The 24,109-nt window shown below is 69.3% G+C and carries 24 protein-coding genes and 2 tRNA genes; 13 read left to right on the top strand and 13 right to left on the bottom strand.

Annotated elements, in window-relative coordinates:
• Positions 1–137: 137 nt before the first annotated feature.
• A complete protein-coding gene (locus ABZT17_RS28320; RefSeq protein WP_356352676.1) occupies positions 138–629 on the bottom strand; it encodes a hypothetical protein in 492 nt (163 codons plus the stop codon).
• 185 nt (positions 630–814) lie between these two features.
• On the opposite strand from ABZT17_RS28320, the gene ABZT17_RS28315 reads away from it, so the two are divergent.
• Positions 815–1,231 (top strand): hypothetical protein, encoded by a 417-nt coding sequence (locus ABZT17_RS28315; RefSeq protein ID WP_356352674.1) that lies wholly within the window; start codon positions 815–817, stop codon positions 1,229–1,231.
• A 52-nt stretch (positions 1,232–1,283) separates the two neighbouring features.
• Here ABZT17_RS28315 and ABZT17_RS28310 read toward each other — a convergent pair whose 3' ends face one another.
• Entirely contained in the window at positions 1,284–2,048 is a 765-nt protein-coding gene (locus ABZT17_RS28310; protein WP_356352672.1) for a glycosyltransferase family A protein, read from the bottom strand.
• Positions 2,049–2,105: 57 nt separating this feature from the next.
• Positions 2,106–2,444 carry a DUF6344 domain-containing protein gene (locus ABZT17_RS28305; RefSeq protein ID WP_356352670.1) on the bottom strand — a complete coding sequence of 113 codons (339 nt, stop codon included), beginning with the start codon at positions 2,442–2,444 and terminating at the stop codon, positions 2,106–2,108.
• Between the two features lie 292 nt (positions 2,445–2,736).
• Between ABZT17_RS28305 and ABZT17_RS28300 the strand changes: the two genes are divergently transcribed.
• Positions 2,737–2,865, top strand: a complete 129-nt coding sequence (locus ABZT17_RS28300; RefSeq protein ID WP_003999697.1) for a DLW-39 family protein — start codon at positions 2,737–2,739, stop codon at positions 2,863–2,865.
• A gap of 156 nt (positions 2,866–3,021) precedes the next feature.
• Entirely contained in the window at positions 3,022–4,314 is a 1,293-nt protein-coding gene (locus ABZT17_RS28295; protein WP_356352669.1) for a hypothetical protein, read from the top strand.
• Between the two features lie 97 nt (positions 4,315–4,411).
• Here the strand turns inward: ABZT17_RS28295 and ABZT17_RS28290 are convergent, their stop codons facing one another.
• Positions 4,412–6,115, bottom strand: a complete 1,704-nt coding sequence (locus ABZT17_RS28290) for a protein kinase (RefSeq protein WP_356352667.1) — start codon at positions 6,113–6,115, stop codon at positions 4,412–4,414.
• 177 nt (positions 6,116–6,292) lie between these two features.
• Positions 6,293–6,841, bottom strand: a complete 549-nt coding sequence (locus ABZT17_RS28285; RefSeq protein ID WP_356352666.1) for a DNA-binding protein — start codon at positions 6,839–6,841, stop codon at positions 6,293–6,295.
• A 181-nt stretch (positions 6,842–7,022) separates the two neighbouring features.
• Here ABZT17_RS28285 and ABZT17_RS28280 point away from each other — a divergent pair.
• Positions 7,023–7,095 (top strand) — tRNA-Ala (locus ABZT17_RS28280).
• 612 nt (positions 7,096–7,707) lie between these two features.
• On the opposite strand, the gene ABZT17_RS28275 is transcribed toward ABZT17_RS28280, so the two are convergent.
• A complete protein-coding gene (locus ABZT17_RS28275; protein WP_356352664.1) occupies positions 7,708–8,409 on the bottom strand; it encodes a DUF5324 family protein in 702 nt (233 codons plus the stop codon).
• A 250-nt stretch (positions 8,410–8,659) separates the two neighbouring features.
• On the opposite strand from ABZT17_RS28275, the gene ABZT17_RS28270 reads away from it, so the two are divergent.
• Positions 8,660–9,193, top strand: coding sequence for a peptidylprolyl isomerase (locus tag ABZT17_RS28270; RefSeq protein WP_356352663.1), 534 nt, complete (start codon positions 8,660–8,662; stop codon positions 9,191–9,193).
• A gap of 130 nt (positions 9,194–9,323) precedes the next feature.
• Positions 9,324–10,208, top strand: a complete 885-nt coding sequence (locus ABZT17_RS28265) for a rhomboid family intramembrane serine protease (RefSeq protein ID WP_356352661.1) — start codon at positions 9,324–9,326, stop codon at positions 10,206–10,208.
• A 269-nt stretch (positions 10,209–10,477) separates the two neighbouring features.
• On the opposite strand, the gene crgA is transcribed toward ABZT17_RS28265, so the two are convergent.
• The gene (gene crgA, locus ABZT17_RS28260) at positions 10,478–10,732 is read right to left on the bottom strand and encodes a cell division protein CrgA (RefSeq protein ID WP_356352659.1); all 255 of its coding nucleotides are present in this window, start codon (positions 10,730–10,732) and stop codon (positions 10,478–10,480) included.
• A 142-nt stretch (positions 10,733–10,874) separates the two neighbouring features.
• On the opposite strand from crgA, the gene ABZT17_RS28255 reads away from it, so the two are divergent.
• The 6 genes from ABZT17_RS28255 to ABZT17_RS28230 are packed head-to-tail and all read left to right on the top strand — an operon-like array spanning position 10,875 to position 15,192.
• Complete coding sequence (locus ABZT17_RS28255) at positions 10,875–11,654, top strand: DUF881 domain-containing protein (RefSeq protein WP_356352658.1); 780 nt, start codon at positions 10,875–10,877, stop codon at positions 11,652–11,654.
• Between the two features lie 23 nt (positions 11,655–11,677).
• Positions 11,678–12,388 (top strand): class E sortase, encoded by a 711-nt coding sequence (locus ABZT17_RS28250; protein WP_356352657.1) that lies wholly within the window; start codon positions 11,678–11,680, stop codon positions 12,386–12,388.
• A 17-nt stretch (positions 12,389–12,405) separates the two neighbouring features.
• Positions 12,406–12,603, top strand: coding sequence for a hypothetical protein (locus ABZT17_RS28245; RefSeq protein WP_356352655.1), 198 nt, complete (start codon positions 12,406–12,408; stop codon positions 12,601–12,603).
• On the top strand, positions 12,600–13,238 hold the full coding sequence (locus ABZT17_RS28240) for an aminodeoxychorismate/anthranilate synthase component II (protein WP_356352654.1): 639 nt from the start codon (positions 12,600–12,602) through the stop codon (positions 13,236–13,238). The genes ABZT17_RS28245 and ABZT17_RS28240 overlap by 4 nt, the downstream gene beginning before the upstream one ends.
• Positions 13,235–14,428, top strand: coding sequence for a class E sortase (locus ABZT17_RS28235; protein ID WP_356352652.1), 1,194 nt, complete (start codon positions 13,235–13,237; stop codon positions 14,426–14,428). The genes ABZT17_RS28240 and ABZT17_RS28235 overlap by 4 nt, the downstream gene beginning before the upstream one ends.
• 14 nt (positions 14,429–14,442) lie before the next feature.
• Complete coding sequence (locus ABZT17_RS28230) at positions 14,443–15,192, top strand: class E sortase (RefSeq protein WP_356352650.1); 750 nt, start codon at positions 14,443–14,445, stop codon at positions 15,190–15,192.
• A gap of 86 nt (positions 15,193–15,278) precedes the next feature.
• Here ABZT17_RS28230 and pknB read toward each other — a convergent pair whose 3' ends face one another.
• The 6 genes from pknB to ABZT17_RS28200 all read right to left on the bottom strand — a co-directional run bounded on the left by pknB (position 15,279) and on the right by ABZT17_RS28200 (position 23,476).
• Complete coding sequence (gene pknB, locus ABZT17_RS28225) at positions 15,279–17,288, bottom strand: Stk1 family PASTA domain-containing Ser/Thr kinase (RefSeq protein ID WP_356352648.1); 2,010 nt, start codon at positions 17,286–17,288, stop codon at positions 15,279–15,281.
• Between the two features lie 169 nt (positions 17,289–17,457).
• Positions 17,458–18,945: a penicillin-binding protein 2 gene (locus ABZT17_RS28220; protein WP_356352646.1), complete on the bottom strand. Its 1,488-nt coding sequence runs from the start codon at positions 18,943–18,945 to the stop codon at positions 17,458–17,460.
• Entirely contained in the window at positions 18,942–20,384 is a 1,443-nt protein-coding gene (locus ABZT17_RS28215) for an FtsW/RodA/SpoVE family cell cycle protein (RefSeq protein WP_356352644.1), read from the bottom strand. Before ABZT17_RS28215 ends, ABZT17_RS28220 begins: the two co-directional genes overlap by 4 nt.
• 27 nt (positions 20,385–20,411) lie before the next feature.
• Positions 20,412–21,998 (bottom strand): Stp1/IreP family PP2C-type Ser/Thr phosphatase, encoded by a 1,587-nt coding sequence (locus ABZT17_RS28210; RefSeq protein ID WP_356352722.1) that lies wholly within the window; start codon positions 21,996–21,998, stop codon positions 20,412–20,414.
• Positions 21,999–22,098: 100 nt separating this feature from the next.
• On the bottom strand, positions 22,099–22,617 hold the full coding sequence (locus ABZT17_RS28205) for an FHA domain-containing protein (RefSeq protein ID WP_356352642.1): 519 nt from the start codon (positions 22,615–22,617) through the stop codon (positions 22,099–22,101).
• Positions 22,618–22,627: 10 nt separating this feature from the next.
• Positions 22,628–23,476 (bottom strand): DUF3662 and FHA domain-containing protein, encoded by an 849-nt coding sequence (locus ABZT17_RS28200; protein ID WP_356352640.1) that lies wholly within the window; start codon positions 23,474–23,476, stop codon positions 22,628–22,630.
• Between the two features lie 475 nt (positions 23,477–23,951).
• Between ABZT17_RS28200 and ABZT17_RS28195 the strand changes: the two genes are divergently transcribed.
• Positions 23,952–24,038 (top strand) — tRNA-Leu (locus tag ABZT17_RS28195).
• Positions 24,039–24,109: the final 71 nt, after the last annotated feature.

The raw sequence follows: 24,109 nt of genomic DNA, 5'->3' as shown, positions 1-24,109 counted from the left end.
CCGAACGTTCTCGGACAGCTTCCGCAGGAGGCTCCGGGCGACGGCGACGGTCTCTGCTGAGCCCGGCAGATCCGCGGCGTTCGGCGCCGGTCCCCACGAGGGGAGGGACCGGAGCCGGACGCCACGGGTCGGGTCCGCTATCTCCACCCCGCCTCGCGCGCGGCCGCCACCGCCAGCTTCTCGGCCTCATCGGCCGCCGCGTTCAGGGCCGTGTCCTTACCGGCCGCCGCTCCTCCCGCCGCCACCGCGGCCGCCCGTGAGGCGGCGAGAGCGGCCCCGAGCGCTTCACGGGCGCCTTCTCCCTCCTCCCGCGTCTGGGCCAGCTGAGCGGCCAGGGCGGCCGTGGCGGCGGCGTTACGGGCGCAGCGTGCGTCCGCCGCCGGGTCGGGCGCGGACGTCGTCAGGGCGGCGAGGGAACGGCCCGCCAGACGCAGGGCGTGGGCGGCACGTCCGACCGGGCTGTCCGGCACCGCCTGGGCGGCGGACTCGTCGACCCCGGCCCGACGGCACGCGGCCAGGGCGCGTTCGTACGCGCTACGCGCGCGTGTGCCGTGGAGTTCCCTCAGCGCCTGTGCCGCGGCGGTCCTGGCGGCCGTCTCGGCCGCGTCCACGCCGTGGGTCTCCGTCATCGCCGCCTCCTCGTCCATGACCGACGGCAGGGTGTCACGGCGACCGTGAAGAGGACAGAGGCACGCACTGGTCATCTGACGGCCCGTCAGCTATCGTCCCCGTGCCGTGCAGCCTCCGAAGGGTGAGTGAAGTGCCCCCACGTCCTCAGAGCCCGCAGCCGTCAGGAGCGCCACGCTGGGTCGCCATGGCCCACCAGCCGTCCTCCGCGTCCTGGCAGGTCTGCGCCGAGTCCCCCCACCGCGCCCCCGTCCAGTACGCGCTCGGCGAGATGGCGCAGACGGTACGCGCGCGTGGCGGCGATTTCGAGGTCGCCCTCTGGGGACCCGAGGACGGGGCCTGGCAGCGCTACGACGTCACGCCCGCCGCCACCGACACCTCACCGGCGCCCGGGCCTCCGGCCGCCACCGAGCAGCCCGTCAGCTTCAAGGAGCGCATGGGCGGCCGTCGTAGGCAGGTGCTGGTGGCCGGTCTCGGCAAGGCGGGGCTGCACGACCTGGGGCCGGACGACTGGAGCGCCGTACAGGCCCTCGCGGAGCAACTGGACGAGACCACCGTGCGCAGGGTCGCGCACTGGCTCGCGGTTGCGGGTGGGGCGCGCTAGGGGCGCACTCGGGGCGTTCCAGGGGGCTTGCGGCCGGTCTCGTACGGGTCGGTCACACCGTACGGGCAGGGTCGCGCCACGCAAAAGAAGCGAGCGCTGTCGCCCGCTGCTCCACCACCGCCATCCGGGCCGCGCGCTCCGTCGTCTCCGCGTGCGCCGCCTGCCCGGTCACCTGACCCTTCCACTTGCGGTACAGAAGCCCTGTCTCGCGGGAGAACCAGCCCCGGCCCACCGCGTTCAGCGCCAGCAGCAGCCCCGTGTCCTCAGAGGCCGGCAGCGCCATCCACCCGCCGAGCGCCAGCAGCAGCTCCTGGCGGACGAAGAGGGTCGCCGGATGCACCTGGGCGCGGAAGTCGTTCGCCTTCCAGTAGTCGAGCACGGCGCCTCGCTCTATCGGTCCCTCCTCGGGATCGCCCGGGAAGCCCACGGTCGAGCCGTCCGGCATCAGGTCCAGAGCCCGGGAGGTCGCCCACCCGATGGTGGGGTCGGCCTCGAGCGCGGCCAGGTCACGCGCCAGCACACCTGCCGCGAGTTGGTCGTCGGCGTCCAGCACCTTCACATACGTTCCGTCCGCGTGCGCCAGGGCGAACGTACGGGCTACTCCAGGACCGCCCGGCCTTCCCTGCCGGAAGGTCACGCGCGCGTCCTCGGGGACGTGCGGCCGGACCAGGTCCGTCGTGCCGTCCTCCTGGATCACCCAGTGCCACTCCCACCCTGGGGGAAGTTCTTGCGCGCATAACGACTCGTACGCCTCTCCCAGGAACTCGGCCGACGGGGCATGTACAGCGGTGACGATGACTATGCGCCGATGATGCATGGAGCCAGGCTACGGACTCCGGAAGAAGTCTTGGGGCGCCAGGGGGCTCGTGGTGCTTCAGGAGGGGTCGCACTGCTCGGTGGTCTCGCCCGTGGCGTCCGTCGTCTCGTCGAGCGGGCGGTGCCGGCAGCTGGGGGACTTGCCGTGGGCCTCGGCACGGATGCGCTGCTTCATCGTGGGGGGCAGGGCCCTGGCCTGGGACCAGACCCAGTGGTGGGAGGGCGTCGGCATCGTCGCGCGGTGCGCGGCGGTGCTCGTGCCCGTGCTCTTGCCGGTCGCCCCGGTCTGCGCCATGGCGGCGGGGGCGGCGGTGGCGACGAGTCCGAGCGCCGAGCAGAGCGCGAGCAGGGCGGTGACGAAGGCGGTCCAGACCTTCATGACCTGGGTGCGGGCCATGTTCCCTCACTTTCGGGTTGGGCGATTTGCGTACTTTCCTCATGATGTGTATGGAGGCCGCGAAGTGGTGGACCGACGCCCGTGGCGCGTCGATCTTCAGATGAACACCACACGAATGGGTGTAAGGTCTGAAGAAAGCCGCCAAAGGGATAATTTGGAGTAACCGCTTCCGGTTCTACTGCGTTGTCGGGAGCGGGAGTTGGGCCCGCACACAGGTCACCGATCGATATCGGTCGGTGTGTATAGTCGGGCGCCAGAGGTCCCCTACGTCAAGGAAAGACGAGGTCGCGCGGTGAAGAAGCTTCTCCTGGTCGCACTGGCCGCCATCGGCGGGCTCCTCGTGTACCGCCAGATCCAGGCGGATCGCGCCGAGCAGGATCTGTGGACGGAGGCGACCGACTCCGTGCCCACGGGTTCCTGAGCACCGACACCGATTCTGAACAAACCCCGGCCGTCCTCACGGTCGGGGTTTCGCGTTCCGGTTGCCGTGTTGCGCGATCCACGGATGATGCGCGCCACCGCGGGGCAGGATGGGCGTCGGTCCCGCGGTCCGGGCGACGACGAGGGGTGGCGCGAGATGAGATGGCGTACGGCGGCGTTGTTCTTCATATCGGCGCTGCTGCCGCTGTCATGGCCGACCGGACCGGCGCTGGCGGCCGATGCCTCGTCCTCGTACGTCTTCGCGCCGGACGCCGAGGGCGTCGAGGGGGCGACCGGGACCGCGGACGCGAGACTCCTCCAGGCCGGCACGTACTACCGCAGCTCGCTCCCGAGCGCCGCGAAGCGCTACTACCGCCTCGACCTCGACGCCTCCTCCAACGCCTACGTCTCCGTCACCGCCGTCCCCCGCACCGACGCCCGGGTCTCCGTGGCCGAAGGCATCAAGGTGACCGTCCAGAACACCGAGAGCCACATCTGCTCCACCGACAGCGCCACCTTCGGCACATCCGGCAGCCCGCACCCCATCACGGCGCTGGGGGCCCGCACCACCGCCCCGCGCACCCCCGTGTGCGCGGACGGCGGCACGTACTACGTGGTCGTCGAACGTGTCGGTACGGCGGACTCCGCGCCCGGCGACTGGGACCTTGAGCTCACCACCACGACGGAGCCGGGCCTGACGGGCGGTGGTGTGACGAGCGCCCCCCAGTCATGGAACTCCGCCACCCCCACGCCCCTCCCCGGTGCGCCGGCGGCCCTTACGGGCGGCGCCGGATTCGCCGTGGCGGCCGCTGTCGGCCAGGGCGTCTGGCGCACGACCGTCCCGCCCGGCCGGACGCTCTTCTACAAGGTCCCCGTCGACTGGGGCCAGCAGCTGTCCGTCACCGCCGAGCTGGGCGCCACCGGGGGCGGCCGGCGGGGCTACGCCATCGACGCCCTCGACATGACGCTCTACAACCCCGTGCGCGGCGAGGTCGAGGGGACGAGCCGCGGCTACAACGGCAAGCAGCTGTCCGCGCCGCTCGCCGCGCTGCCGCCGGTCGACTACGGCAACCGTTTCGCGGGCCTCCCCAAGGTCAACGCCATGCGGTTCGCCGGTTTCTACTACCTCGTCGTCCATCTCTCCGACGCCGTCGCCGACACCTTCGGCGACGGCCCCTTCGAGGTGACGCTGCGGATACGGCTCGCGGGCGGCGCACAGGACGGCCCCGCATACGGCGGGCAGTCCGTCCCCCGGAACGTCTTCCACATCACGGCACAGGACCGGGAGATCACGGCGCAGACGGTGACCGGGCCCGGGACGGCCACGGGGAACGACGGCGGCACGGCGATGAAGGCCCTGGCCGCGGGCGGGATCGGCGCGGGGACGGTGCTGCTCGCCGTGCTGGGGGTGTGGACGGTGACGGCTCGCAGGCGGGCCCGGGTGGTGTGAGGCGCATCGGCCGGTGCTTCGACCGGCTCCTCGGCCGCCTTCGACCGGCTCCTCCGCTGCTTCAGCGCTGCTTGGTGACGCACCGGCGGGCGGCCGCTCAGATGCGGGTCAGTGCCCAGATGCCCACGGCGTAGCAGGCCAGGGCCAGTAGGAGGAGGGGGAGCGCCACCTTGGCCGGGGGGCCTGGGCGGCGGGCGCGGTGGCCGCTGCGGCGGTTGCGGCGTGTGGCCTCTTCGGGGGTTTCCCGCGCGGGATGGGGAACCTGCGGGACCTGGGCGGTGTACGAAGCAGTAGAGGGTTCGGCGGGACGGTGGGGCGCCGGCTGCATGGTCCGGGGGGAGGACAGGACGTGGGTGGGGTCGTAGGGGGAGAAGGGGGCGGACGGAGGCTGTGTGGGCCGGGGTGGCTGTACCGGTGCCTGGGCCTGTGCCCGGGCCTGTGTGCGCCACTGGTCCTGCAGCTGCTCCGGGTGCTGAGCCTCGGCGCGCTGCTGCTGCGGCTCGCCGGCGAACGGCGGCCGCGAGAGCGGGTGCGGTGGGGTCGGTTCCGGGGCGGCGTTCCGGGGCGAGGAGGCCGTGGCCTGCGGCGGGGGGAGGTGGAAGCTGCCGGTGTCCGACATGCTGGGGGTCGGCGTGGGCGTGTGCGGCTCCGGCAGGGGGTCGCCGTCCGTGCCGGGATCGTGCGGTGCGGCGGAACCCGGGGCGTACGGGGACGGCTGGACCCCCCTCGCGGACCAACTGCCCTCCGCCGACTCGCCCCCTCCGGACGAGACGGCACCGAGGGCCGACCGGGAGCCTCCGCGAAGCCCGGCACCCGTGCCCGGCCCGTCATCCGTGCCAGGCCCATCCCCCGTCCCCACGCCGGTCGGCGAGGTCCCGGTGGTTGCCGTTGCCGGTCTCACCCCCACCCCCGGCGCCCGTTTCAGCGGGCCCTCCGGGACGAACCCCGGTGGCAGGGGGCCGAGTTGGTCGAAGATCTCTATCGACTCGTCGTCGGGTCCCGGCTCCGGCAGGAGCTCCGCGGCCGCCGCCAGGGCCTTGCGCGCCCCCGTGGCCGTGCGGAACCGCGACTCGGGATCGGGCTGCAGCAGCGACGCCACGACCTGCCAGAGGGGCTCGGGAATGCCCTTGGGCGCGCTCGGCGTCCCGTGTGCCGCGAAGTACTGGATGAGCGCCTTGGCGTCCGGCTTGGCGCCCTCCAGGAGATACAGCGCGACCAGACCGACGGCGAACAGGTCCGCCGGGAAGTCCGGTTCAGCGCCCAGCATCTGCTCGGGCGCGAGATAACCCGGCGTCCCCACCACGAGGTTGGTCTCCGTCAGCCGTGGCTCGCCCAGCCGCATGGCGATGCCGAAGTCGGAGAGCCGCAGACGCGGCCGGCCCGTACCGGTGGCCTCCAGCAGCACGTTGGCCGGTTTGATGTCCCGGTGCACCACGTCCTCCGCGTGCACGGCCGCCAGCCCCGACAGCAGCTGGTCGAGGAGCGTGCAGACGAACGCCGGCGGCAGGGGACCGTAGTCGCCGACCAGATGGACCAGTGAGCCTCCGGCCACCAGGTCCATGGTGAACAGCACCTGGTCGTCGTCGGCCGCCCAACTGGCCGGTGCGAGTACATGGGGGTGGTCGATCCGCAGGGCCTGTTCACGCACGAAGCGCAGCAGTGAGTGCGCGTCCCGCTGCTGCAGCACCTTGGCGGCCACATAGCGACGGCGCCGGTGGTCCCAGGCGCGCCAGACGGCGCCCACTCCACCACGCCCGATCGGGTCGACCAGTTCGTACCGGCCGGCGAAGACCTCACCCATGGCTGTGCGTCGCTCCTCCCCCTTCGGCTACCCCCCTTGCTTCCCCCTCGACGAGCGATACGACTCCCCCTCGCGCCTCCCTGCTCCGGTTCTCCTCGTCCGGTCCCCCGCCCGGGTCTTCTCCACCCGCGCCGTGGCCCGGCCGCCGAACCCCCTTCGGCGAACCGGGCCACCGCCTCAGTTCTGGTGGGACTGGTAGTGCGTCACCGCGTCGGAGGTGCGGCCGGCGCCGTACACCCGCAGGAACTCGGCCAGTTCGGGGTGGGTCGGCGCGAGCGTGTCCGCGGCGTCGATGATGTCACCCGCGGCGGCCACGGAACGGAGCAGCGACTGGATCTCGCGGACCACCCGCTTGACCGTCGGCGCACCCGAACTGCTCGTCGTGGTCGTGGTGTTGCTGAGCACGGATCCCCCCTGCGACTTCTTGATCTCGTCCATGCGGTCGGTGGCCTCCGCCGCGCTGACGCTGCCGTCCGCGACCTGCCCCGCCAGGTCCTGCAGCAGCTGCACCCGCTGTACGACGGCCGGATTGCCGATCTTCGCCCGCTGACCGCTCATCAGCTGCGACAGCATCGGAGCCGACAGACCGAGTACCCCCGCCAGACGAGCCTGGTTGAGGCCAAGATCGTCTATGAGCTTACGGAAGAGCGCCCCCAGTGGCTCCCCGTACCAGTTCCGCTGCAGTTCCCGCGCTCTCGCGGTCGCTTCCTGCTGTGCGGCGTCCATTGCGTCTCCCCATCGCTTCCCCAAGTACTGTGGTTCGCTGTAGCGAACCACGCCGAGCATCTTACGGAGAGTGGTCGCCTGCGGGGACCCCCAATCTTTTTGCGAGATCCCGGGGGTGACCCGGTACTCTGGTCTCCGGCGCCCGCCGGGATGCGGTTCATCCGGCCGGATGCCTCACTTCGGGGCCTTAGCTCAGTTGGTAGAGCGCTGTCTTTGCATGGCAGATGTCAGGGGTTCGACTCCCCTAGGCTCCACCCCGAAACCCCCTCCGACCTCGGAAAACATGGTCGGAGGGGTCTTTTTGTGCCCTGCGCCGAGGCTGCGGTCCGGCTCGGGACGCACGCGTGATCCGATCCGGGAGCGTTCCTGGTGGACGGCGCTCGTTCCCCCGCACCGGGAGCTGCCGGGAAACCGCCCGAACACCCGCCCCGTTCCCGAACTGTGCCCCGAGACCTGCCCCAAGAGCCCAACCGGCCCCGCCCTGCCGCCGCGCTTTTATGAACCGCCCCCCGCAGTGATGCGCGTCACCTGCGACTTCGACCGTCGTTGCAAAAGTTTGCGCAAATATCGGGAGCGGGAGTGACCTCACGGAGCGCTTCCCAGATGCCCCGGCGAGGTGCGCGGACCGCTCACCGCGGCAGTCGCCCCCGCTGTGAGCTGGAGTAAAGGCGGGACCGTAACCAGAAGGGCGCATTCCGTAAGAGGAGGTTGTGCATAACTCGGACACGTGGGTCGTTGCAACGGTGATGTTCGCGAGGGGTCCGCGATGTGCCCCGCACTGTTCCACGTGAAACATCGCTGTGGGGCGGGAGACCCTCAAGTCTCCCGCCCCACAGCGCAGTTCGACCGGTCCGGTCCGACGGGTGTCAGTGACCCTCGTCGTGACGCGCGGCCTCCTCCTCGGCCTCCTTGGCCTGGACCTCGGGGTCGAGGACCGACTTGCCGCTGCCGTCCACCGACGTCAGCCGTCCCGGCTCCGGAACCTCCGTCGCCGCCGGCGGCTCCACCAGCCAGTCCGGGTTGGCCTGCTTGTCCCACCACTTCCAGGCGGCGAAAGCGCCGCCCGCGAGCGCGCCGAGCACCAGCAGCGCCTTCGCGGCGCGACCGGCCCTCGCCCGCCGCTCATGCTTGCGGACCAGCTTCTGGATCTCCTGCGGCGAGACCTGGCCGCGCAGGGCGGCCAGTGCGGCCACACCGCGCGCGGCGGCCTCGTCCCTGACGGGCCCGGCCGCGGCCACCGCCTGCTCGATCCTCGGCCGGGAGTAGTCGGCGGCCTGTCGAGCCGCCTTGCGCGTACGTTCGGCGGCCTCCTGAGCGGCCTGGTCGACCTTCGGCGGCACATACGTGAGGGCCTGTTCGATACGCGGGGCGACATACGCGTCGTACTGGACGCGGGCCTGATCGGCGGCCTGCGACACCTTCGGCGCGAGCCGTACGCGTGCCTCGTGTGCGTAGTGCGCGGTCCTGTCCTTGGCCGTCTCGGCGTAGGGCGCCACCACTTCCGCGGCGTGCAGCACGCTGTCCTTCGCCGAACCGGTCGCGGCGCGCACGCTGTCGATGCGGGTCACGGGTTCCTCCTCCTCGGTGGCGTACGGTAATTCGACTTTCCACCCTTTTACGGATCATGCCTGCCAGGGAACCGCCAGGCATGCGAGGGCGGGCATCCGGGTCATGAGGATGAATACGGGGCAACGGGAGCTTGTCGTCGACAATGCCACGGATCGCCGCCCAGCGCGCCGGTACCCGGGGGTACGAGGCCGGATTTCCGCGAACCGTGCGAGGATCGGGGGATCACAGGAAGACAACGGAAGGCAGATCGTGGCTGAGCAGCTTTACGCCACCCTGAAGACCAACAATGGCGACATCGAAGTCCGGCTCCTGCCGAACCACGCGCCCAAGACGGTCCGGAACTTTGTCGAGCTCGCCCAGGGCGAGCGTGAGTGGATCAACCCCGCCACGGGTGCCAAGTCCACGGACAAGCTCTACGACGGCACGGTCTTCCACCGGGTGATCAGCGGATTCATGATCCAGGGCGGTGACCCGCTGGGCAACGGCACCGGCGGCCCCGGCTACCAGTTCGAGGACGAGTTCCACCCGGACCTCTCCTTCAACAAGCCCTACCTGCTGGCCATGGCCAACGCCGGTCCGGGCACCAACGGCTCGCAGTTCTTCATCACCGTGGCTCCCACGACGTGGCTGAACCGCAAGCACACCATCTTCGGCGAGGTCACCGACGCGGCCAGCCAGAAGGTGATCGACGCCATCGCCACCACCCAGACCAACCCGCGCACCGACCGTCCGGTCAACGACGTCGTCATCGAGTCGGTCGTCGTCGAGACCCGCGAGGGCTGAGACCCGCGAGGGACGGGACCCACGAGGGCCGAGTCCCCGCACGGCAGGAACCAAACGCCCCGCTCATCCGTAAAGATGGGCGGGGCGGTGCATTTGTGCACGGCACCCGCTCGACGACCAAGGGGATGTCATGGACCACGCGGCAGGCAGCTCGCAGGACGCCCAGAGCCTGCCCGGCTGCTACCGCCACCCGGACCGCGAGACCGGTATCCGCTGCACCCGCTGCGAACGCCCGATCTGCCCCGAGTGCATGGTCAACGCCTCCGTGGGCTTCCAGTGCCCCGAATGCGCCCGCGGCGACTCCGGCACGGGCCACGCCCCGGCCGCGTCCCGCCCCCGCACCGTCGCCGGCGGCACCGTCACGGCCGACCCGCGGCTGCTCACCAAGATCCTCATCGGGATCAACGTGGCCGTGTTCATCGCCGTCCATGTGCGGCCCTCGCTGCTGAGCGACCTCGTCCTGATCGGCGAGTGGCCCCCGGCCCCGTACAAGGCCACCCAGGGGGTCGCGGCGGGCGAGTGGTACCGCCTGGTGACCTCGATGTTCGCCCATCAGGAGATCTGGCACATCGGCTTCAACATGCTCAGCCTCTGGTGGCTGGGCGGACCCCTCGAAGCCGCCCTCGGCCGGGCCCGCTACCTCGCCGTCTACCTCACCTCCGGACTGGCCGGGAGCGCCCTGGTCTACTTCCTGGCCTCGCCCACGACCCAGACCCTCGGCGCCTCCGGAGCCATCTTCGGTCTGTTCGGCGCCACCGCCGTCCTGATGCGCCGGCTCAACTACGACCTGCGGCCGATCATCGCCCTGCTGGTGATCAACCTGATCTTCACCTTCAGCTGGAGCGGCATCTCCTGGCAGGCCCATATCGGCGGCCTCGTCGCGGGCCTCGTCACGGGCTACGGAATGGTCCACGCCCCCCGCGAGCGCCGAGCCCTCGTGCAGTACGGGACCTGCGCGCTCGTCCTGGTGGTCGTCGTGGTGATGACCCTGCTCAGGACGGCTCAGCTCACCTGACGTACCCGGTTGTCCACAGCGGGTGTCGAATCTTGTGCATGGTGTCCGGGAACAGCTGTGCCCCCTGTCACCGACCGCTGTTTCCGCAGGTCAGGCAGGGGGCGAACAGGCTTGCGAAGATGAGTGCGACAGTCGTACCGGCGTCAACGCCCGACTGGTTATCCACAGATCGTCGTTCTTTATCCCCAGGGCCTCTGTGGATATTTCACTGGCTGTGGATAACTCAGCGGATACCCCTGGGCAGAGCTATGTCCACCCGGTCGGGGCCCTTACTTCCACTGGGTGGAGACACCGAATCCGGCGGCGATGAAGCCGAAACCGACCACGATGTTCCAGTTGTCCAGGCTGTCGATCGGCAGTGAACCGTCGGTCACATAGAAGACGACGATCCAGGCGAGCCCGATGATGAACATGGCCAGCATCACAGGCGCCACCCAGGCGCGGCTGTTCAGCTTGATGGCCGTCGCCTGCTTCGACGGCGGCGGCGTGTAGTCGGCCTTCTTGCGGATACGTGACTTCGGCACGAGGGTCTCTCCTGTCGATGCGCTGCGTGGCCGCGCAGGGAACTGTGGCTGGCTCCGGGGCAGCGTACAAGGGGACTCTTAGCGCTCCCCCGGGCGTCCGTTAGCGTAGTGGTTCCGCGGCGCCGAAGGAGATAAGGGTACGTTGAGCAATTCTGCCGACTCCCCCCAGGCTGGATCCAGTCCTGGCCCAGGGCGCCGTTTCCGGCCCGTGCGGGTGCTCACGGTGGCCGTCTTCGCCCTCGCCGGGCTCATTTTCTTCACCAGTTTCAATACGGCCAAGGGCACCAACATCCGCACGGACACCTCACTGCTGAAGCTTTCCGACCTCATCCAGGAGCGCAGCCGCAAGAACAAGGGGCTGGACGACTCCAGTGCCTCGCTGCGCCGGCAGGTGGAGGCGCTGGCCGAGCGGGACGACGGCAGCAGCAAGGCGCAGGACGAGAAGCTGGCGGAGCTGGAGAAGAAGGCGGGCACCCGGAAGCTGAAGGGCACGGCGATCACCGTCACCCTCAACGACGCCCCGCCGAACGCCACCGCCAAGCTCCCCGGCTATCCCGAGCCGCAGCCCGACTACCTGGTCATCCACCAGCAGGATCTGCAGGCCGTGGTGAACGCCCTGTGGCTGGGCGGCGCCAAGGGCATCAAGGTCATGGACCAGCGGCTGATCTCCACCAGCGCCGTGCGCTGCGTGGGCAACACCCTGATCCTCCAGGGCCGGGTCTACTCACCGCCGTACAAGATCACGGCGATCGGTGACCCCGACAAGCTCAACAGGGCGCTGTCTGACTCCACCGCGATCCAGAACTACATGGTCTACGTGAATGTCTACGGTCTCGGCTGGAAAGTGACCCACGACGGGACGGTGACTCTGCCCGGCTACTCGGGCACAGTGGATCTGCACTACGCCCAGCCCGTGGAGTGAACTGAGCAGTTGGGGAGCTGCCGGTGCGCGTTGTGGTCAGGACCGTCAGCGAACTGTGCATCACCGTCGGGGCGCTGATCTGCCTCTTCGTCGTGTACGTGCTCTTCTGGACCGGGGTGCGGGCGGACGGTGCGATGAGCCACCAGATCGACGTCCTGCACGACCAGTGGTCGAAGAAGACGGCGCAGCCCAAGTCCACGGCCGGGAGCGCGGACGGGGGTACGGACGGGGGTTCCGCCGCTCCGGCCGAGCCGGCGCCGTACAAGGCGGGCAAGCCCTTCGCGATCATGTACATCCCACGGCTCGGTTTCACGTGGAACAAGCCGGTGCTGGAGAACACCGCGGTCAACACCCTGAAGAAGGGGCTAGGGCACTACGCGAACACCGCCCAGCTCGGGCAGGTGGGGAACTTCGCGGTGGCGGGGCATCGGCGGACGTACGGGGACCCGTTCGTGGACTTCCCCGAGCTGCGGCCGGGGGACGCGGTGGTGTTGACCGACGGGACGACCTGGTTCACGTATCGGATCGACAAAGGCCCCTACAAAACCGTTCCCACCGACATTGAGGTGATCGACCCTGTGCCACGTAAGTCGGGGTACACGCGCCCGGGCCGTTATCTCACGCTGACCACGTGCGATCCGGAGTGGGGGCACAGTCACCGGCTCATCGTGTGGGGTCACCTGGACAGCACACAGCCTGTGGACGAAGGCAGACCGGCGGCGTTGCGCCGTTAGTCTGGTGCGGGTACGGCGTGAGTCTGGTGCCGTGGTGGAACGGAAGGGACGGCATGTACGGCTGGATCTGGCGGCATCTGCCAGGGAACGCGTGGGTGAAGGCGCTGATCTCGCTCGCCCTCGTCCTGCTGATGGTCTATGTCCTCTTCCAGTACGTCTTCCCATGGGCCGAACCGCTGCTGCCCTTCAACGATGTGACGGTGGACAACCAGTGAGCGCGCGCATTCTCGTCGTGGACAACTACGACAGCTTCGTCTTCAACCTGGTCCAGTACCTGTACCAACTGGGCGCCGAGTGCGAGGTGCTGCGCAACGACGAGGTGTCGACCGCGCACGCCCAGGACGGCTTCGACGGTGTGCTGCTGTCACCGGGTCCGGGCACGCCGGAGGAGGCCGGGGTCTGCATCGAGATGGTGCGCCACTGCGCCGCCACCTCCGTCCCCGTCTTCGGTGTGTGCCTGGGCATGCAGTCGATGCAGGTGGCGTACGGCGGTGTGGTGGACCGCGCCCCGGAACTGCTGCACGGCAAGACCTCGCTGGTGGAGCACGAGGGCAGGGGCGTCTTCGCCGGACTGCCGACGCCCTTCACGGCGACGCGCTACCACTCGCTGGCGGCGATGCCCCCGACCGTGCCGGCCGAGCTGGAGGTGACGGCTCGTACCCACGACGGGATCATCATGGGGCTGCGCCACCGTGAACTCCCGGTCGAGGGCGTCCAGTTCCACCCCGAGTCGGTGCTGACCGAGCACGGGCACCGCATGCTGGCCAACTGGCTGGTGGAGTGCGGGGACGAGGGCGCGGTGGCGAGGTCGGCGGGGCTCTCCCCGGTGGTGGGCAGGGCCACGGCGTGACCGCACTGCGCCCCGAGCGCGAGTCCGACGCCTTGTACGGGCAGGAGCCCTACGAGGCGTCCGGTGCGTTCGAGTGGGCCGACGGGGGTTCGCAGGGAGCCCGTCGGCAGGAGGAGTGGTCGGTCGGGCAGCAGGCGACGTATCCCGTCGCGCCCCCGGCCGAGCCGGCGACTCCGCCCCCGGTCCAGCCGGTGACCCAGGTGCTGCCTCCCATCGACGAGGAGACGGTGGCGCTGCGGATCCCCGATCTGCCGCCCGGCGCCTCCATACCGCCGTCCGCGTCACCCTCGGCGTCACCGTCTGAATCGCCCTCTGACGCCTCAGGAGTCACATCCGCCACTGGAACCCCGCCGGGCGGCCGAGCGGCCCGCAGAAAGGCCGCCAAGCGCCGTCATGGGCGTCATGGGGGCGCGCACGCGGTCCCGGAGTCCGCCGAGACTTCCGAATCGGCGGAGTCCGCCGCCTCGGACGCTCCGCTGTCCCGGGTCGAGGCCCGGCGTCAGGCCCGTGCGCGCAAGCCCAGTGCGGGTGTTCTGGTGAGCCGCGCGATCGGTGAGGTGTTCATCACCACCGGCGTGCTGATGCTGTTGTTCGTCTCCTACCAGCTGTGGTGGACCAACGTGCGGGCGCATGCGCAGGCGGACAGCGAGACCAGCAGTCTGCAGAAGGACTGGGCGAGCGGGAAGCGGGCGCCGGGGGAGTTCGAGCCGGGGCAGGGCTTCGCCATCCTCCACATCCCCAAGCTGGACGTGGTGGTGCCGATCGCCGAGGGCGTCAGCAACAAGAAGGTGCTCGACAAGGGCATGGTCGGCCACTACAGCGAAGGCGCGCTGAAGACGGCGATGCCGTCGGCGAAGACCGGCAACTTCGCGCTGGCCGGGCATCGCAACACACACGGTGAGCCGTTCCGGTACATCAACAAGCTCAAGCCGGGCGACGAGGTCGTCGTGGAGACCCAGGACGAGTACTACGTCTACAAGATGACGTCGATGCTCCCCGTCACGTCCCCGAGCAACACGAGTGTGATCAGTCCCGTGCCGCCGCAGTCGGGCTTCACCGGGCCGGGCCGCTACATCACCCTGACGACCTGCACACCGGAGTACACCAGCAAGTACCGGTTGATCGTCTGGGGCAAGATGGTCGAGGAACGGCCGCGCAGCAAGGGCAAGCCGGATGCGCTCGTCGAGTAAGGGCAGATGCGACTGTGGCAGCGACCACTGACGGCACACACGAGGAAACCGACGCGCCCACGGCGCCCCCGGCAGGCCGACGGCGGGGCACGGGCCGAATCGCCCTGGCGGTCAGCGTCTTCGGTGAACTCCTCATCACGGGGGGCCTGATCCTCGGCCTCTTCGTCGTCTACTCGCTCTGGTGGACGAACGTCGTCGCCGACCGGGCCGCGGACAAGCAGGCCGACAAGGTCCGTGACACCTGGGCCAACGAGCCGGGCGGCCCCGGAGCGCTCGACACCAAGAACGGCATCGGCTTCCTGCATGTGCCCGCCATGAAGAACGGCGAGGTCCTGGTCGAGAAGGGCACGTCGACGAAGGTCCTCAACGAGGGCGTGGCCGGCTACTACCTGGACCCGGTCAAGGCGACGCTGCCGATGACGGGCAAGAAGGGCAACTTCACCCTCGCCGCCCACCGGGACGGCCACGGCGCCAAGTTCCACAACATCGACAAGCTGAAGAACGGCGACCCGATCGTCTTCGAGACACGGGACAAGTGGTACATCTACAAGGTGTACGACGTCCTGGACGAGACGTCGAAGTACAACGTCAAGGTCCTCTCGCAGATCCCCGGGGAGTCCGGCAAGAAGAAGGCCGGCCACTACATCACCCTGACCACCTGCACCCCGGTGTACACCTCCCGCTACCGGTACGTGGTGTGGGGCGAGCTGGTCCGCGTGGAGAAGGTGGACAGCAAGCGGACCCCACCCGAGGAACTGCGTTAGCGGTCGCTCGGACAGCGGCTGTACGAGAGCCCCGGCACCCTGTGTGAACAGGGCCCGGGGCTCTCGTGGTCGCGCGCGGTGGAGGGTCAGTCCTTCGTGCGGTACGCGGTTCCGGTGACGCCTCCGAAGAAGTTGGTGCCGCCGTTGTTACCGCCGTTGTTGTTGCCGTTCTGCACGGCGATCAGGTTGACCGAGGTGCCCTGGTTGACCGTGCTGCCCTGGCTCGGGTCCGAGCTGATGACGATGGCGTTGTCGTCCTGGGAGCCCTGGATGTTGCCGACCTGGAGGCCCGCCTGCCGAAGCGCCTGCTTGACGTTCCCCAGGGTCTGGCCCTGGATGTTCGGGACCTGGACCTGGCTGTTCTGCTTCTCGCCGATGTTGATCTGCACCGCGCTGTTCTTCTTGACCTGGGTGCCGATCGTGGGGTTGGTCGCGATGGCCTTGCCGTCCTGCGAGTCGTCGTTGGTCGGCGTGTTGACGCAGTTGCCGTTCAGGCCGGCGTCGGACAGCGTGGACTTGGCGTCGTCGCAGCTCTGGCCGGTGACGTCGGGGATCGCGACGGTCTGCGGGGCCTTGGCGATGGTGAGGGTGATCGTGGAGCCCTTCTGGACTTCCGCGCCGAGCTTCGGGTCCTGGTCCAGGACGGTGTTCGCGTCCTCGGTGGTGGACTCTTCGGTCTTCGTCTTGACGACGAACTTGTAGTCGTCGCCTTCCAGGATCTGGGTGGCCTCGTCGAGGCTCTTGCCCGTGACGTTCGGCACGGCCACCTTCGGCGCGCCGGTCGACACCACCAGGTTGACCGCCTCGCCCTTCTTGAGGTCGGTTCCGCCCTTCGGGTCCTGGGAGCAGACGTTGCCCTTGGTCTGGGCCTCGCAGGGCTGCTGCTTGACCGTGCCGACCTTGAGGTCGATGTTCTTCAGCTGGTTCTCGGCGTCGGACTGGGTCACACCCACGAGGTTGGGCACCGAGACCGTGTCGTCCGCGGAGTTGTTGCCGCTGAACGCCCACTTGCCGATCAGGATCGCGCCCACCAGCACCAGGACACCGGCCACGACCAGCAGGATCGTGGAGGTGTTGGACTTCTTCTGGCGGCGCCGGTCCACGCGGTCGTCGTCGTAGCCGTAGCCCCCGTCCGGGCCCATCGGCGGCAGCATCGACGTGGCGCCGGCGTCCGAGGAGCGCAGGGCCGTCGTCGGCTGGTCGTCCGGGTAGGCGCCGTAGCCGACCGAGCCCATGGCCGCCGTGGCCGCGACGGGCTGGCCGTCGAGGCAGGCCTCGATGTCGGCGCGCATCTCGTCGGCGGACTGGTAGCGGTAGTTGGGGTCCTTGACCAGGGCCTTCAGGACGATGGAGTCCATCTCGGGCGTGATCTCGGGGTCGAAGACCGACGGCGGCTGCGCTTCCTCACGTACGTGCTGGTACGCGACAGCCACCGGGGAGTCGCCGACGAAGGGCGGACGTACCGTCAGCAGCTCGTAGAGCAGACAGCCGGTCGAGTACAGGTCGGAGCGGGCGTCGACCTGCTCGCCCTTCGCCTGCTCCGGCGAGAGGTACTGCGCGGTGCCGATGACCGCGGAGGTCTGCGTCATCGTCATACCGGAGTCGCCCATGGCGCGGGCGATGCCGAAGTCCATGACCTTGACCTGGCCGTTGCGCGTCAGCATGACGTTCGCCGGCTTGATGTCGCGGTGGACGATGCCACTGCGGTGGGCGTACTCCAGGCCCTGGAGGATGCCGATGGTCATCTCCATCGCGCGCTCGGGCAGGAGCTTGCGACCGGAGTGGAGCAGCTCCCGGAGCGTCGAGCCGTCCACGTACTCCATGACGATGTACGGGATCGAGACCCCGTCGATGTAGTCCTCGCCCGTGTCGTAGACCGCGACGATCGCGGGATGGTTGAGCGAGGCGGCCGACTGGGCCTCCCGGCGGAACCGGGCCTGGAAGGACGGGTCGCGCGCGAGGTCCGCGCGCAGCGTCTTCACCGCCACGGTGCGGCCGAGCCGGGTGTCATGGGCGAGGTAGACCTCCGCCATGCCACCGCGGCCGAGCACCTGGCCCAGCTCGTACCGGCCGCCGAGGCGACGCGGCTCTTCCATAGCTTCCTACCAGCCCTCTCCGTCGGTCCCGACCGACACGGGTGTGCGGTCGGAGGCTGCCGTCCGGGCCTACCGTACCCGGCTGGGTTTGTGTGACCTGTCCAAGTGCGTCAGCCGATACAGGACCGGTATCGCAACGTGCGCCGATGTGAAGGCGACGTGAGCGGGGTCACTTCTTGGAGCCGATGACCGCCTCCATCACGCTCTTCGCGATCGGCGCCGCGAGACCGCCACCGGAGATGTCGTCACGGTTGGCCTGGTCGTCCTCGATGACCACGGCCACGGCGACCGGGGTGCTGCCGTCGCCGAGCTTGGCGTAGGAGATGAACCAGGCGTACGGGTTCTCACTGTTCTCCACGCCGTGCTGGGCGGTACCGGTCTTGCCGCCCACGGTGACGCCGTTGATCCGGGCGTTCTTGCCCGTGCCGTCCGAGACGACCGTCTCCATCATCGACTGCAGGATCTGCGCGTTCTTCGCGGAGAGGGGCCGGCTGAGCTCCTCGGGGTCGGTCTGCGAGATCGTGTCGAGGTTGGACGACTGGAGCTTGTCGACCATGTACGGCTTCATCAGCTTGCCGTTGTTGGCGACCGCCGAGGCGACCATGGCCATCTGCAGCGGGGTCGCCGCGGTGTTGAACTGGCCGATGGAGGAGAGCGCGGTCTGCGACTTGTTCATGTTGTCGGAGAAGACCGAGGCGCTGGAGCGGACCGGCGTGAACTGCTCCGCGTCGAAGCCGAACTTCTTGGCCTCGGCGAGCATCTTGTCGTTGCCGAGGTCGGCGCCGATCTTTCCGAACACCGAGTTGCAGGAGACCCTGAGCGCGACCCGCATCGTCGCGTTCTTGCAGGGGATGTTGCCCTCGTTCTTCAGCGGGAGCGTGGTGCCCGGCATGATGTACGGCAGCGGCGAGTCGGTGTTCTCGTCGGCCGAGGTGTACAGGCCGTTCTCCAGCGCCGCCGCGGCCGTGACCACCTTGAAGGTGGAGCCCGGCGGATAGGTCTCGCGCAGCGCCCGGTTGAGCATCGGGTCGTTCGGGTTGTTCTTCTTCTGCAGCGCGGTCCAGGCCTTGGAGTCCGTCGAGGTGGAGTTGCCGGCGAAGGACGAGGGGTCGTACGAGGGGTACGAGGCCAGCGCCAGGATCTTGCCGGTGGACGGGTCGAGCGCGGCGACGGCGCCCTTGCCGCCCTGCGCCTTGAGACCGTCGTACGCGGCCTTCTGCGCGGCGGCGTTCAGGGTGGTGACGACATTGCCGCCGGACTTCTGCTTGCCGGTGATCATGTCGAGGGTGTTGCGGAAGAAGAGCCGGTCGTCGGTGCCGGAGAGGATGCCGTCCTCGATGGACTCGAGCTGGTTGGCGCCGAAGGCCTGGGAGGCGTACCCGGTGACCGGCGCCCACATGGGCCCGTCCTTGTAGGTGCGCTTGTACTTCAGGTCGTTGAGGCCGCTGCTGCTGGTCGTGGTGGACCCGGTGATGGGGTCGCCGTCGACGATGATGTCGCCGCGCGGGGTGGAGTAGCGGGCGATGGTGACCCTGCGGTTCTTGGGGTCGTCCTTGAGGCTGTCGGCCTTGACGTACTGGAGCCAGTTGTCGCGGACGAGCAGCGCGAGGACGAGCAGGCCGCAGAAGATCGCGATCCGGCGCAGGGGCTTGTTCATGACGGGCGGACCACCTGGGTCATCTCGGCGTCGGGGTTGATGGCGGGGGCGGGCGCCGGACGGCGTGCGGTGTCGCTGATTCTGATGAGGATGCCGATCAGGGCCCAGTTGGCGAGCACCGAGGAACCGCCGTAGGCCACGAAGGGCATCGTCATACCGGTCAGCGGGATGAGGCCCATGACACCGCCGGCCACGACGAAGACCTGGAGCGCGAAGGCCCCGGAGAGGCCGACCGCCAGCAGCTTGCCGAACGGGTCGCGGGCGGCGAGGGCGGTGCGCACGCCGCGCTCCACGATCAGGCCGTAGATGAGCAGGACCGCCATGATGCCGGCCAGGCCGAGTTCCTCGCCGAAGGTGGCGAGGATGAAGTCGGAGTTGGCGGCGAAGCGGATCAGGTCGGAGTGGCCCTGGCCGAGCCCGGAGCCGAGGGTGCCGCCGGAGCCGAAGGCCCACAGCGCCTGCATCGACTGCTCGGAGTGGCCGGCCACGCCCTTCTGGCTGAGGGTGTACTCCTTCATCGGGTCGAGCCAGGCCTGGACGCGCTGCTGGACGTGCGGTTCGAAGCTGGCGACGCCGACGGCTCCGGCCGCGGACATCAGCAGACCGAAGACGATCCAGCTGGTGCGCTCGGTGGCGACGTAGAGCATGACGACGAACATGCCGAAGAACAGCAGTGAGGTGCCGAGGTCGGTCTCGAAGACCAGGATGAGGATTGACATCAGCCAGACGACCAGGATCGGCCCGAGGTCGCGGCCGCGCGGCAGGTACAGGCCGAGGAAGCGGCGGCTGGCCAGGGCCAGGGCGTCGCGCTTGACCATCAGATAGCCGGCGAAGAAGACGGCGAGGGCGATCTTGGCGAACTCACCGGGCTGCAGTGTGCCGAGACCGGGGATGCGGATCCAGATCTTCGCGCCGAAGATGTTGGCGCCGAGACCGGGCACCAAAGGCAGGATGAGCAGGACCAGGGCGCCGAACATCGAGATGTACGTGTAGCGCTGCAGGACACGGTGGTCCTTGAGGAAGATCAGCACGACGACGAACAGCGCGATGCCGAGCGCGGTGTACAGCAGCTGGCGGGGCGCCGCCTCGACGTAGTTGGGCAGCGACTGGAGCAGCTTCGACTGGTCGAGGCGCCAGATGACGACGAGTCCCAGACCGTTGAGCAGGGTGGCCAGCGGCAGCAGCAGGGGGTCGGCGTACGGGGCGAACTTCCGTACGGCGAGGTGGCCGACGCCGGCCAGCAGGCCGAGCCCGAGGCCGTAGCTGAGCAGGCCCGCCGGAACCTTGTCGTCGATGGCCAGGCCCACGTTGGCGTAGGCGAACACCGGGATGACGACGGCGAACACCAGCATGGCGAGCTCGGTGTTGCGTCTGCTCGGCGCGCCGATGGCGCCGATCGTCGAGGTGTGGTGCGTCGGTGTGTTCGTAGTGCTGCTCATCGTGTGACAGGGCCTCTCACGGCTTGCCTACTGCTTACCGCACATGGAGACGACCTTCTGCTCTTCCTCCGAGAGACTGGGGCCGGGGCTGGGAGTGGCGGTGGTCGCGGACGGGTTCGGGCTCGGGGACTTCGACGGCGTCGACGCCTTCGTCGATGAGGGGTTGGGTGACGCCGTGGCCTTGGACGTGACAGTGGTGTGGGTGGTTCCCGTGGTGCCACCGGCCTCGCCCTGACCGGTCTTGGAGTTCTGCTTGGACTCGGCCGCCTGCTGCTCGGACTGCTTCTTGCAGGCGGAGGCCTGCACGGCCAGCTCGTCCACCTTCTGCTGGGCGTCCTTGAGACCGCCCTCGGCGATGGTGCTCTTGACCTGCTTCTGCTGGTAGGGCGGCAGGTACTTGAGTTCGATCTCGGGGTGGTCCTTCTCCACCTTCGACAGGGACACCCAGGCCAGATCCTGGCTGATGCCCCGGTACAGGGCGACATGGGTGCCGTTGGTGCCGACGTAGTACTGGGACTGCGTCCAGCGGTAGCCGCCGTAGAGTCCGCCGCCGATCACGGCGAGCGCGAGCACGGTGTAGAAGGATCTCTTGAACCACTTGCGGCCCTTGCGGGGCTTGACGAAGTCGTCGTCGGTGTAGTCGCCGAAGCTGCCCGCCGGGATGTAGCCGGTGGTGTCGCCGGAGCCGGGCGGCCCGAACTCGCCGCCCCCGCCCTGTCCCGGCACCTGCCGGCCGAGGCCGGAGGCGCGCCCCGCGGGGGTCTCCATGAAGCCCGGGTCGTGCAGGTGGTTCTGGTTCTCGGCCACGGCGCCGACGACGACCGGGGTGTCGGAGAGCTGCCCGGCGAGGGTGTCCCCGGTGTCCAGGTCCAGTACGTCGGCGACGATGACGGTGATGTTGTCGGGGCCGCCGCCGCGCAGCGCGAGCTGGATGAGCTCCTGCACGGTCTCCTGGGGGCCCTGGTAGCTGGCGAGGGTGTCCTCGAGGGTCTGGTGCGAGACGACGCCGGAGAGGCCGTCGGAGCAGATCAGATAGCGGTCGCCGGCGCGGACCTCGCGGATGGAGAGGTCGGGCTCCACATGCTCGCCGCTGCCCAACGCCCGCATCAGCAGGGAGCGTTGGGGGTGGGTGGTGGCCTCTTCCTCGGTGATGCGGCCCTCGTCGACCAGCCGCTGCACCCAGGTGTGGTCCTGGGTGATCTGGGTCAGGACGCCGTCCCGGAGCAGGTAGGCGCGCGAGTCGCCGACGTGCACCAGACCGAGGCGCTGGCCCGTCCACAGCAGGGCGGTGAGCGTGGTGCCCATGCCCTCCAGCTGGGGGTCCTCCTCGACCATGGCGCGCAACTGGTCGTTGGCGCGCTGCACCGCGGTGCCGAGGGAGGTGAGGAGGTCGGAGCCGGGCACGTCCTCGTCGAGCGCGACGATGGTGGAGATGGCCTCGGAGGAGGCGACCTCACCCGCGGCGGCGCCGCCCATGCCGTCGGCGATCGCGAGCAGGCGCGGGCCGGCGTATCCGGAGTCCTCGTTGCCCTCGCGGATCATGCCTTTGTGCGATCCGGCGGCGAAGCGCAGTGACAGACTCATGCGCACCTCGCCCGTCGGCTCCGGGTACATCCGCACGGTGCCCACCCTCCGGTCGGGAGCGCGCCGGGGCCGTGGATGCCGGCCGCCGCTGCGTGCTCGCTCCGCTCGCGCTCTTTCATGACGTGTAGCACTACTTCCGCAGCTCGATGACTGTCTTGCCGATGCGGATCGGCGCGCCCAGCGGAATCGGCGTGGGGGTCGTGAGCCGGCTCCGGTCGAGGTACGTGCCGTTGGTGGAACCCAGGTCCTCGACGATCCAGTTGCCGTCGCGGTCCGGGTAGATCCTGGCATGGCGGCTGGAGGCGTAGTCGTCGTCCAGCACGATCGTGCTGTCGTGCGCCCGGCCCAGGGTGATCGTCTGGCCCTGGAGCGCGACGGTGGTGCCGGTGAGGGTGCCCTCGGACACGACCAGCTTGGTGGGGGCGTTACGGCGCTGGCGGCCGCCGCTCGCCTGCTGGCGCTGGGGCGGCGGTGCCGCCGCCTGCTGCCGGGCGGCCTGCTGCGGCCGGCCCGCCTCCCGCCGTGACCCGCGCTGGGTGACACGCGTACCGAACAGGTCGCTGCGGATGACCTGCACGGCCACGATCACGAACAGCCACAGTACGGCCAGGAAACCCAGCCGCATGACCGTGAGGGTCAGCTCTGACATTGCCCCCGCTTCACCCTTCGGCTTGCCGGTAAATGATGGTGGTGCTGCCCACGACGATCCGCGAGCCGTCGCGGAGCGTAGCGCGGGTGGTGTGCTGCCCGTCCACCACGATGCCGTTGGTGGACCCGAGATCCTGGATCGTCGAGGGCGTTCCGGTCCGGATCTCACAGTGCCGGCGGGATACGCCGGGGTCGTCGATCCGCACGTCGGCTTCGGTGCTGCGGCCCATCACCAACGTCGGGCGGGAGATCTGATGGCGGGCGCCGTTGATCTCCACCCAGTAGCGCATGCGTGCGCCGGCCGCCGGTGCGGCCGGGGCCGGCTGGAGATAGGGCGCGGAGCCGCGGGGGCCGCCCGGCGGCGGTGCGGCCGGCATGGGCGGGGCGCCCGCGGGGGAGGCGGCCGGCGGATAGCCGTAGCCGCCGGCCCGGCCCGGCGCCGGGGGCGCCGCCGGAGCGGATCTCCCGGGGGCCTGCTGGTTGGTGGAGGAGGCGAGCGTACGGCTGCGGACCCGGTACAGGCCGGTGTCGAGGTCGTCGGCCTTCTCCAGGTTGACCTTGATGGGGCCCATGAAGGTGTAGCGCTGCTGCTTGGCGTAGTCGCGCACCATGCCGGCGAGCTCGTCGCCGAGCTGGCCGGAGTAGGGGCTGAGGCGCTCGAAGTCGGGGGCGCTCAGCTCCACGATGAAGTCGTTCGGTACGACGGTCCGGTCGCGGTTCCAGATCGTCGCGTTGTTGTCGCACTCGCGCTGCAGCGCGCCCGCGATCTCCACGGGCTGGACCTCGGACTTGAACACCTTGGCGAAGGTGCCGTTGACCAGACCTTCGAGGCGCTGCTCGAACTTCTTCAGGACTCCCATGGGGCACCTCCTCCGTCGTTGCCACTGTGTCGTGCCTGGTACTGCTTACTGATCGTATCCACGCGCCGGTGAATCGGCTGGTTCCCCCTGTCGGCCCCGTCGACGGGTGTCGACGACGTCGAAGTTCGCTTCGGAAGTTCCCTCCGAAGCTCCCCTTCGAACTCGTCCCTCGAACTCCTTCTGCCCAGGATCGTAGAGGCGGCCGCAGACAAGTGTCCCGCACCTGACTGTGGACCCGGCCCGGCTCCTGTGGAGACGGGCCGTACCGGTACGAGGTTGATACGAGAACCGGCCCTCCTTGATACGGAGCGGACGACTCCGAGTGCGGGCCCGCGGGCCACCGGTTCGCACGACCTGCCTGGTCGGCGGCTGCCCCGGGGAAAGCGATGTGAATCCACCCCGGCCCGCGTGCTAATGTTCTGCGTGTCGGAAGGCGCCGCCCCCAAGAGGGAAGAAGCCCGAGGACACACCCAATGCGCGGGTGGCGGAATAGGCAGACGCGCTGGATTCAGGTTCCAGTGCCCGCAAGGGCGTGGGGGTTCAACTCCCCCCTCGCGCACCAGCCGGAAGCCCCCAGGTCCCAGACCTGGGGGCTTCCGCTTGACCTGCGTGATCTTTAGCTGTGCCATGATC

The organism is Streptomyces sp. NPDC005648, assembly GCF_040605395.1.
GTDB lineage: Bacteria > Actinomycetota > Actinomycetes > Streptomycetales > Streptomycetaceae > Streptomyces.
The sequence above is the reverse complement of the archived record's forward strand: the minus strand, read 5'-3'. Positions and strand labels throughout refer to the sequence as shown.

Coding starts and splice junctions, on each gene's coding strand:
- ABZT17_RS28295 (WP_356352669.1), top strand. CDS start 3,022: ATGAGATGGCGTACGGCGGCGTTGTTCTTCATATCGGCGCTGCTGCCG.
- ABZT17_RS28200 (WP_356352640.1), bottom strand. CDS start 23,476: ATGGGAGTCCTGAAGAAGTTCGAGCAGCGCCTCGAAGGTCTGGTCAAC.
- ABZT17_RS28305 (WP_356352670.1), bottom strand. CDS start 2,444: ATGGCCCGCACCCAGGTCATGAAGGTCTGGACCGCCTTCGTCACCGCC.
- ABZT17_RS28215 (WP_356352644.1), bottom strand. CDS start 20,384: ATGAGCAGCACTACGAACACACCGACGCACCACACCTCGACGATCGGC.
- ABZT17_RS28290 (WP_356352667.1), bottom strand. CDS start 6,115: ATGGGTGAGGTCTTCGCCGGCCGGTACGAACTGGTCGACCCGATCGGG.
- ABZT17_RS28210 (WP_356352722.1), bottom strand. CDS start 21,998: ATGTACCCGGAGCCGACGGGCGAGGTGCGCATGAGTCTGTCACTGCGC.
- pknB (WP_356352648.1), bottom strand. CDS start 17,288: ATGGAAGAGCCGCGTCGCCTCGGCGGCCGGTACGAGCTGGGCCAGGTG.
- ABZT17_RS28315 (WP_356352674.1), top strand. CDS start 815: ATGGCCCACCAGCCGTCCTCCGCGTCCTGGCAGGTCTGCGCCGAGTCC.
- ABZT17_RS28205 (WP_356352642.1), bottom strand. CDS start 22,617: ATGTCAGAGCTGACCCTCACGGTCATGCGGCTGGGTTTCCTGGCCGTA.
- ABZT17_RS28265 (WP_356352661.1), top strand. CDS start 9,324: ATGGACCACGCGGCAGGCAGCTCGCAGGACGCCCAGAGCCTGCCCGGC.
- ABZT17_RS28220 (WP_356352646.1), bottom strand. CDS start 18,945: ATGAACAAGCCCCTGCGCCGGATCGCGATCTTCTGCGGCCTGCTCGTC.
- ABZT17_RS28285 (WP_356352666.1), bottom strand. CDS start 6,841: ATGGACGCCGCACAGCAGGAAGCGACCGCGAGAGCGCGGGAACTGCAG.
- ABZT17_RS28320 (WP_356352676.1), bottom strand. CDS start 629: ATGACGGAGACCCACGGCGTGGACGCGGCCGAGACGGCCGCCAGGACC.
- ABZT17_RS28310 (WP_356352672.1), bottom strand. CDS start 2,048: ATGCATCATCGGCGCATAGTCATCGTCACCGCTGTACATGCCCCGTCG.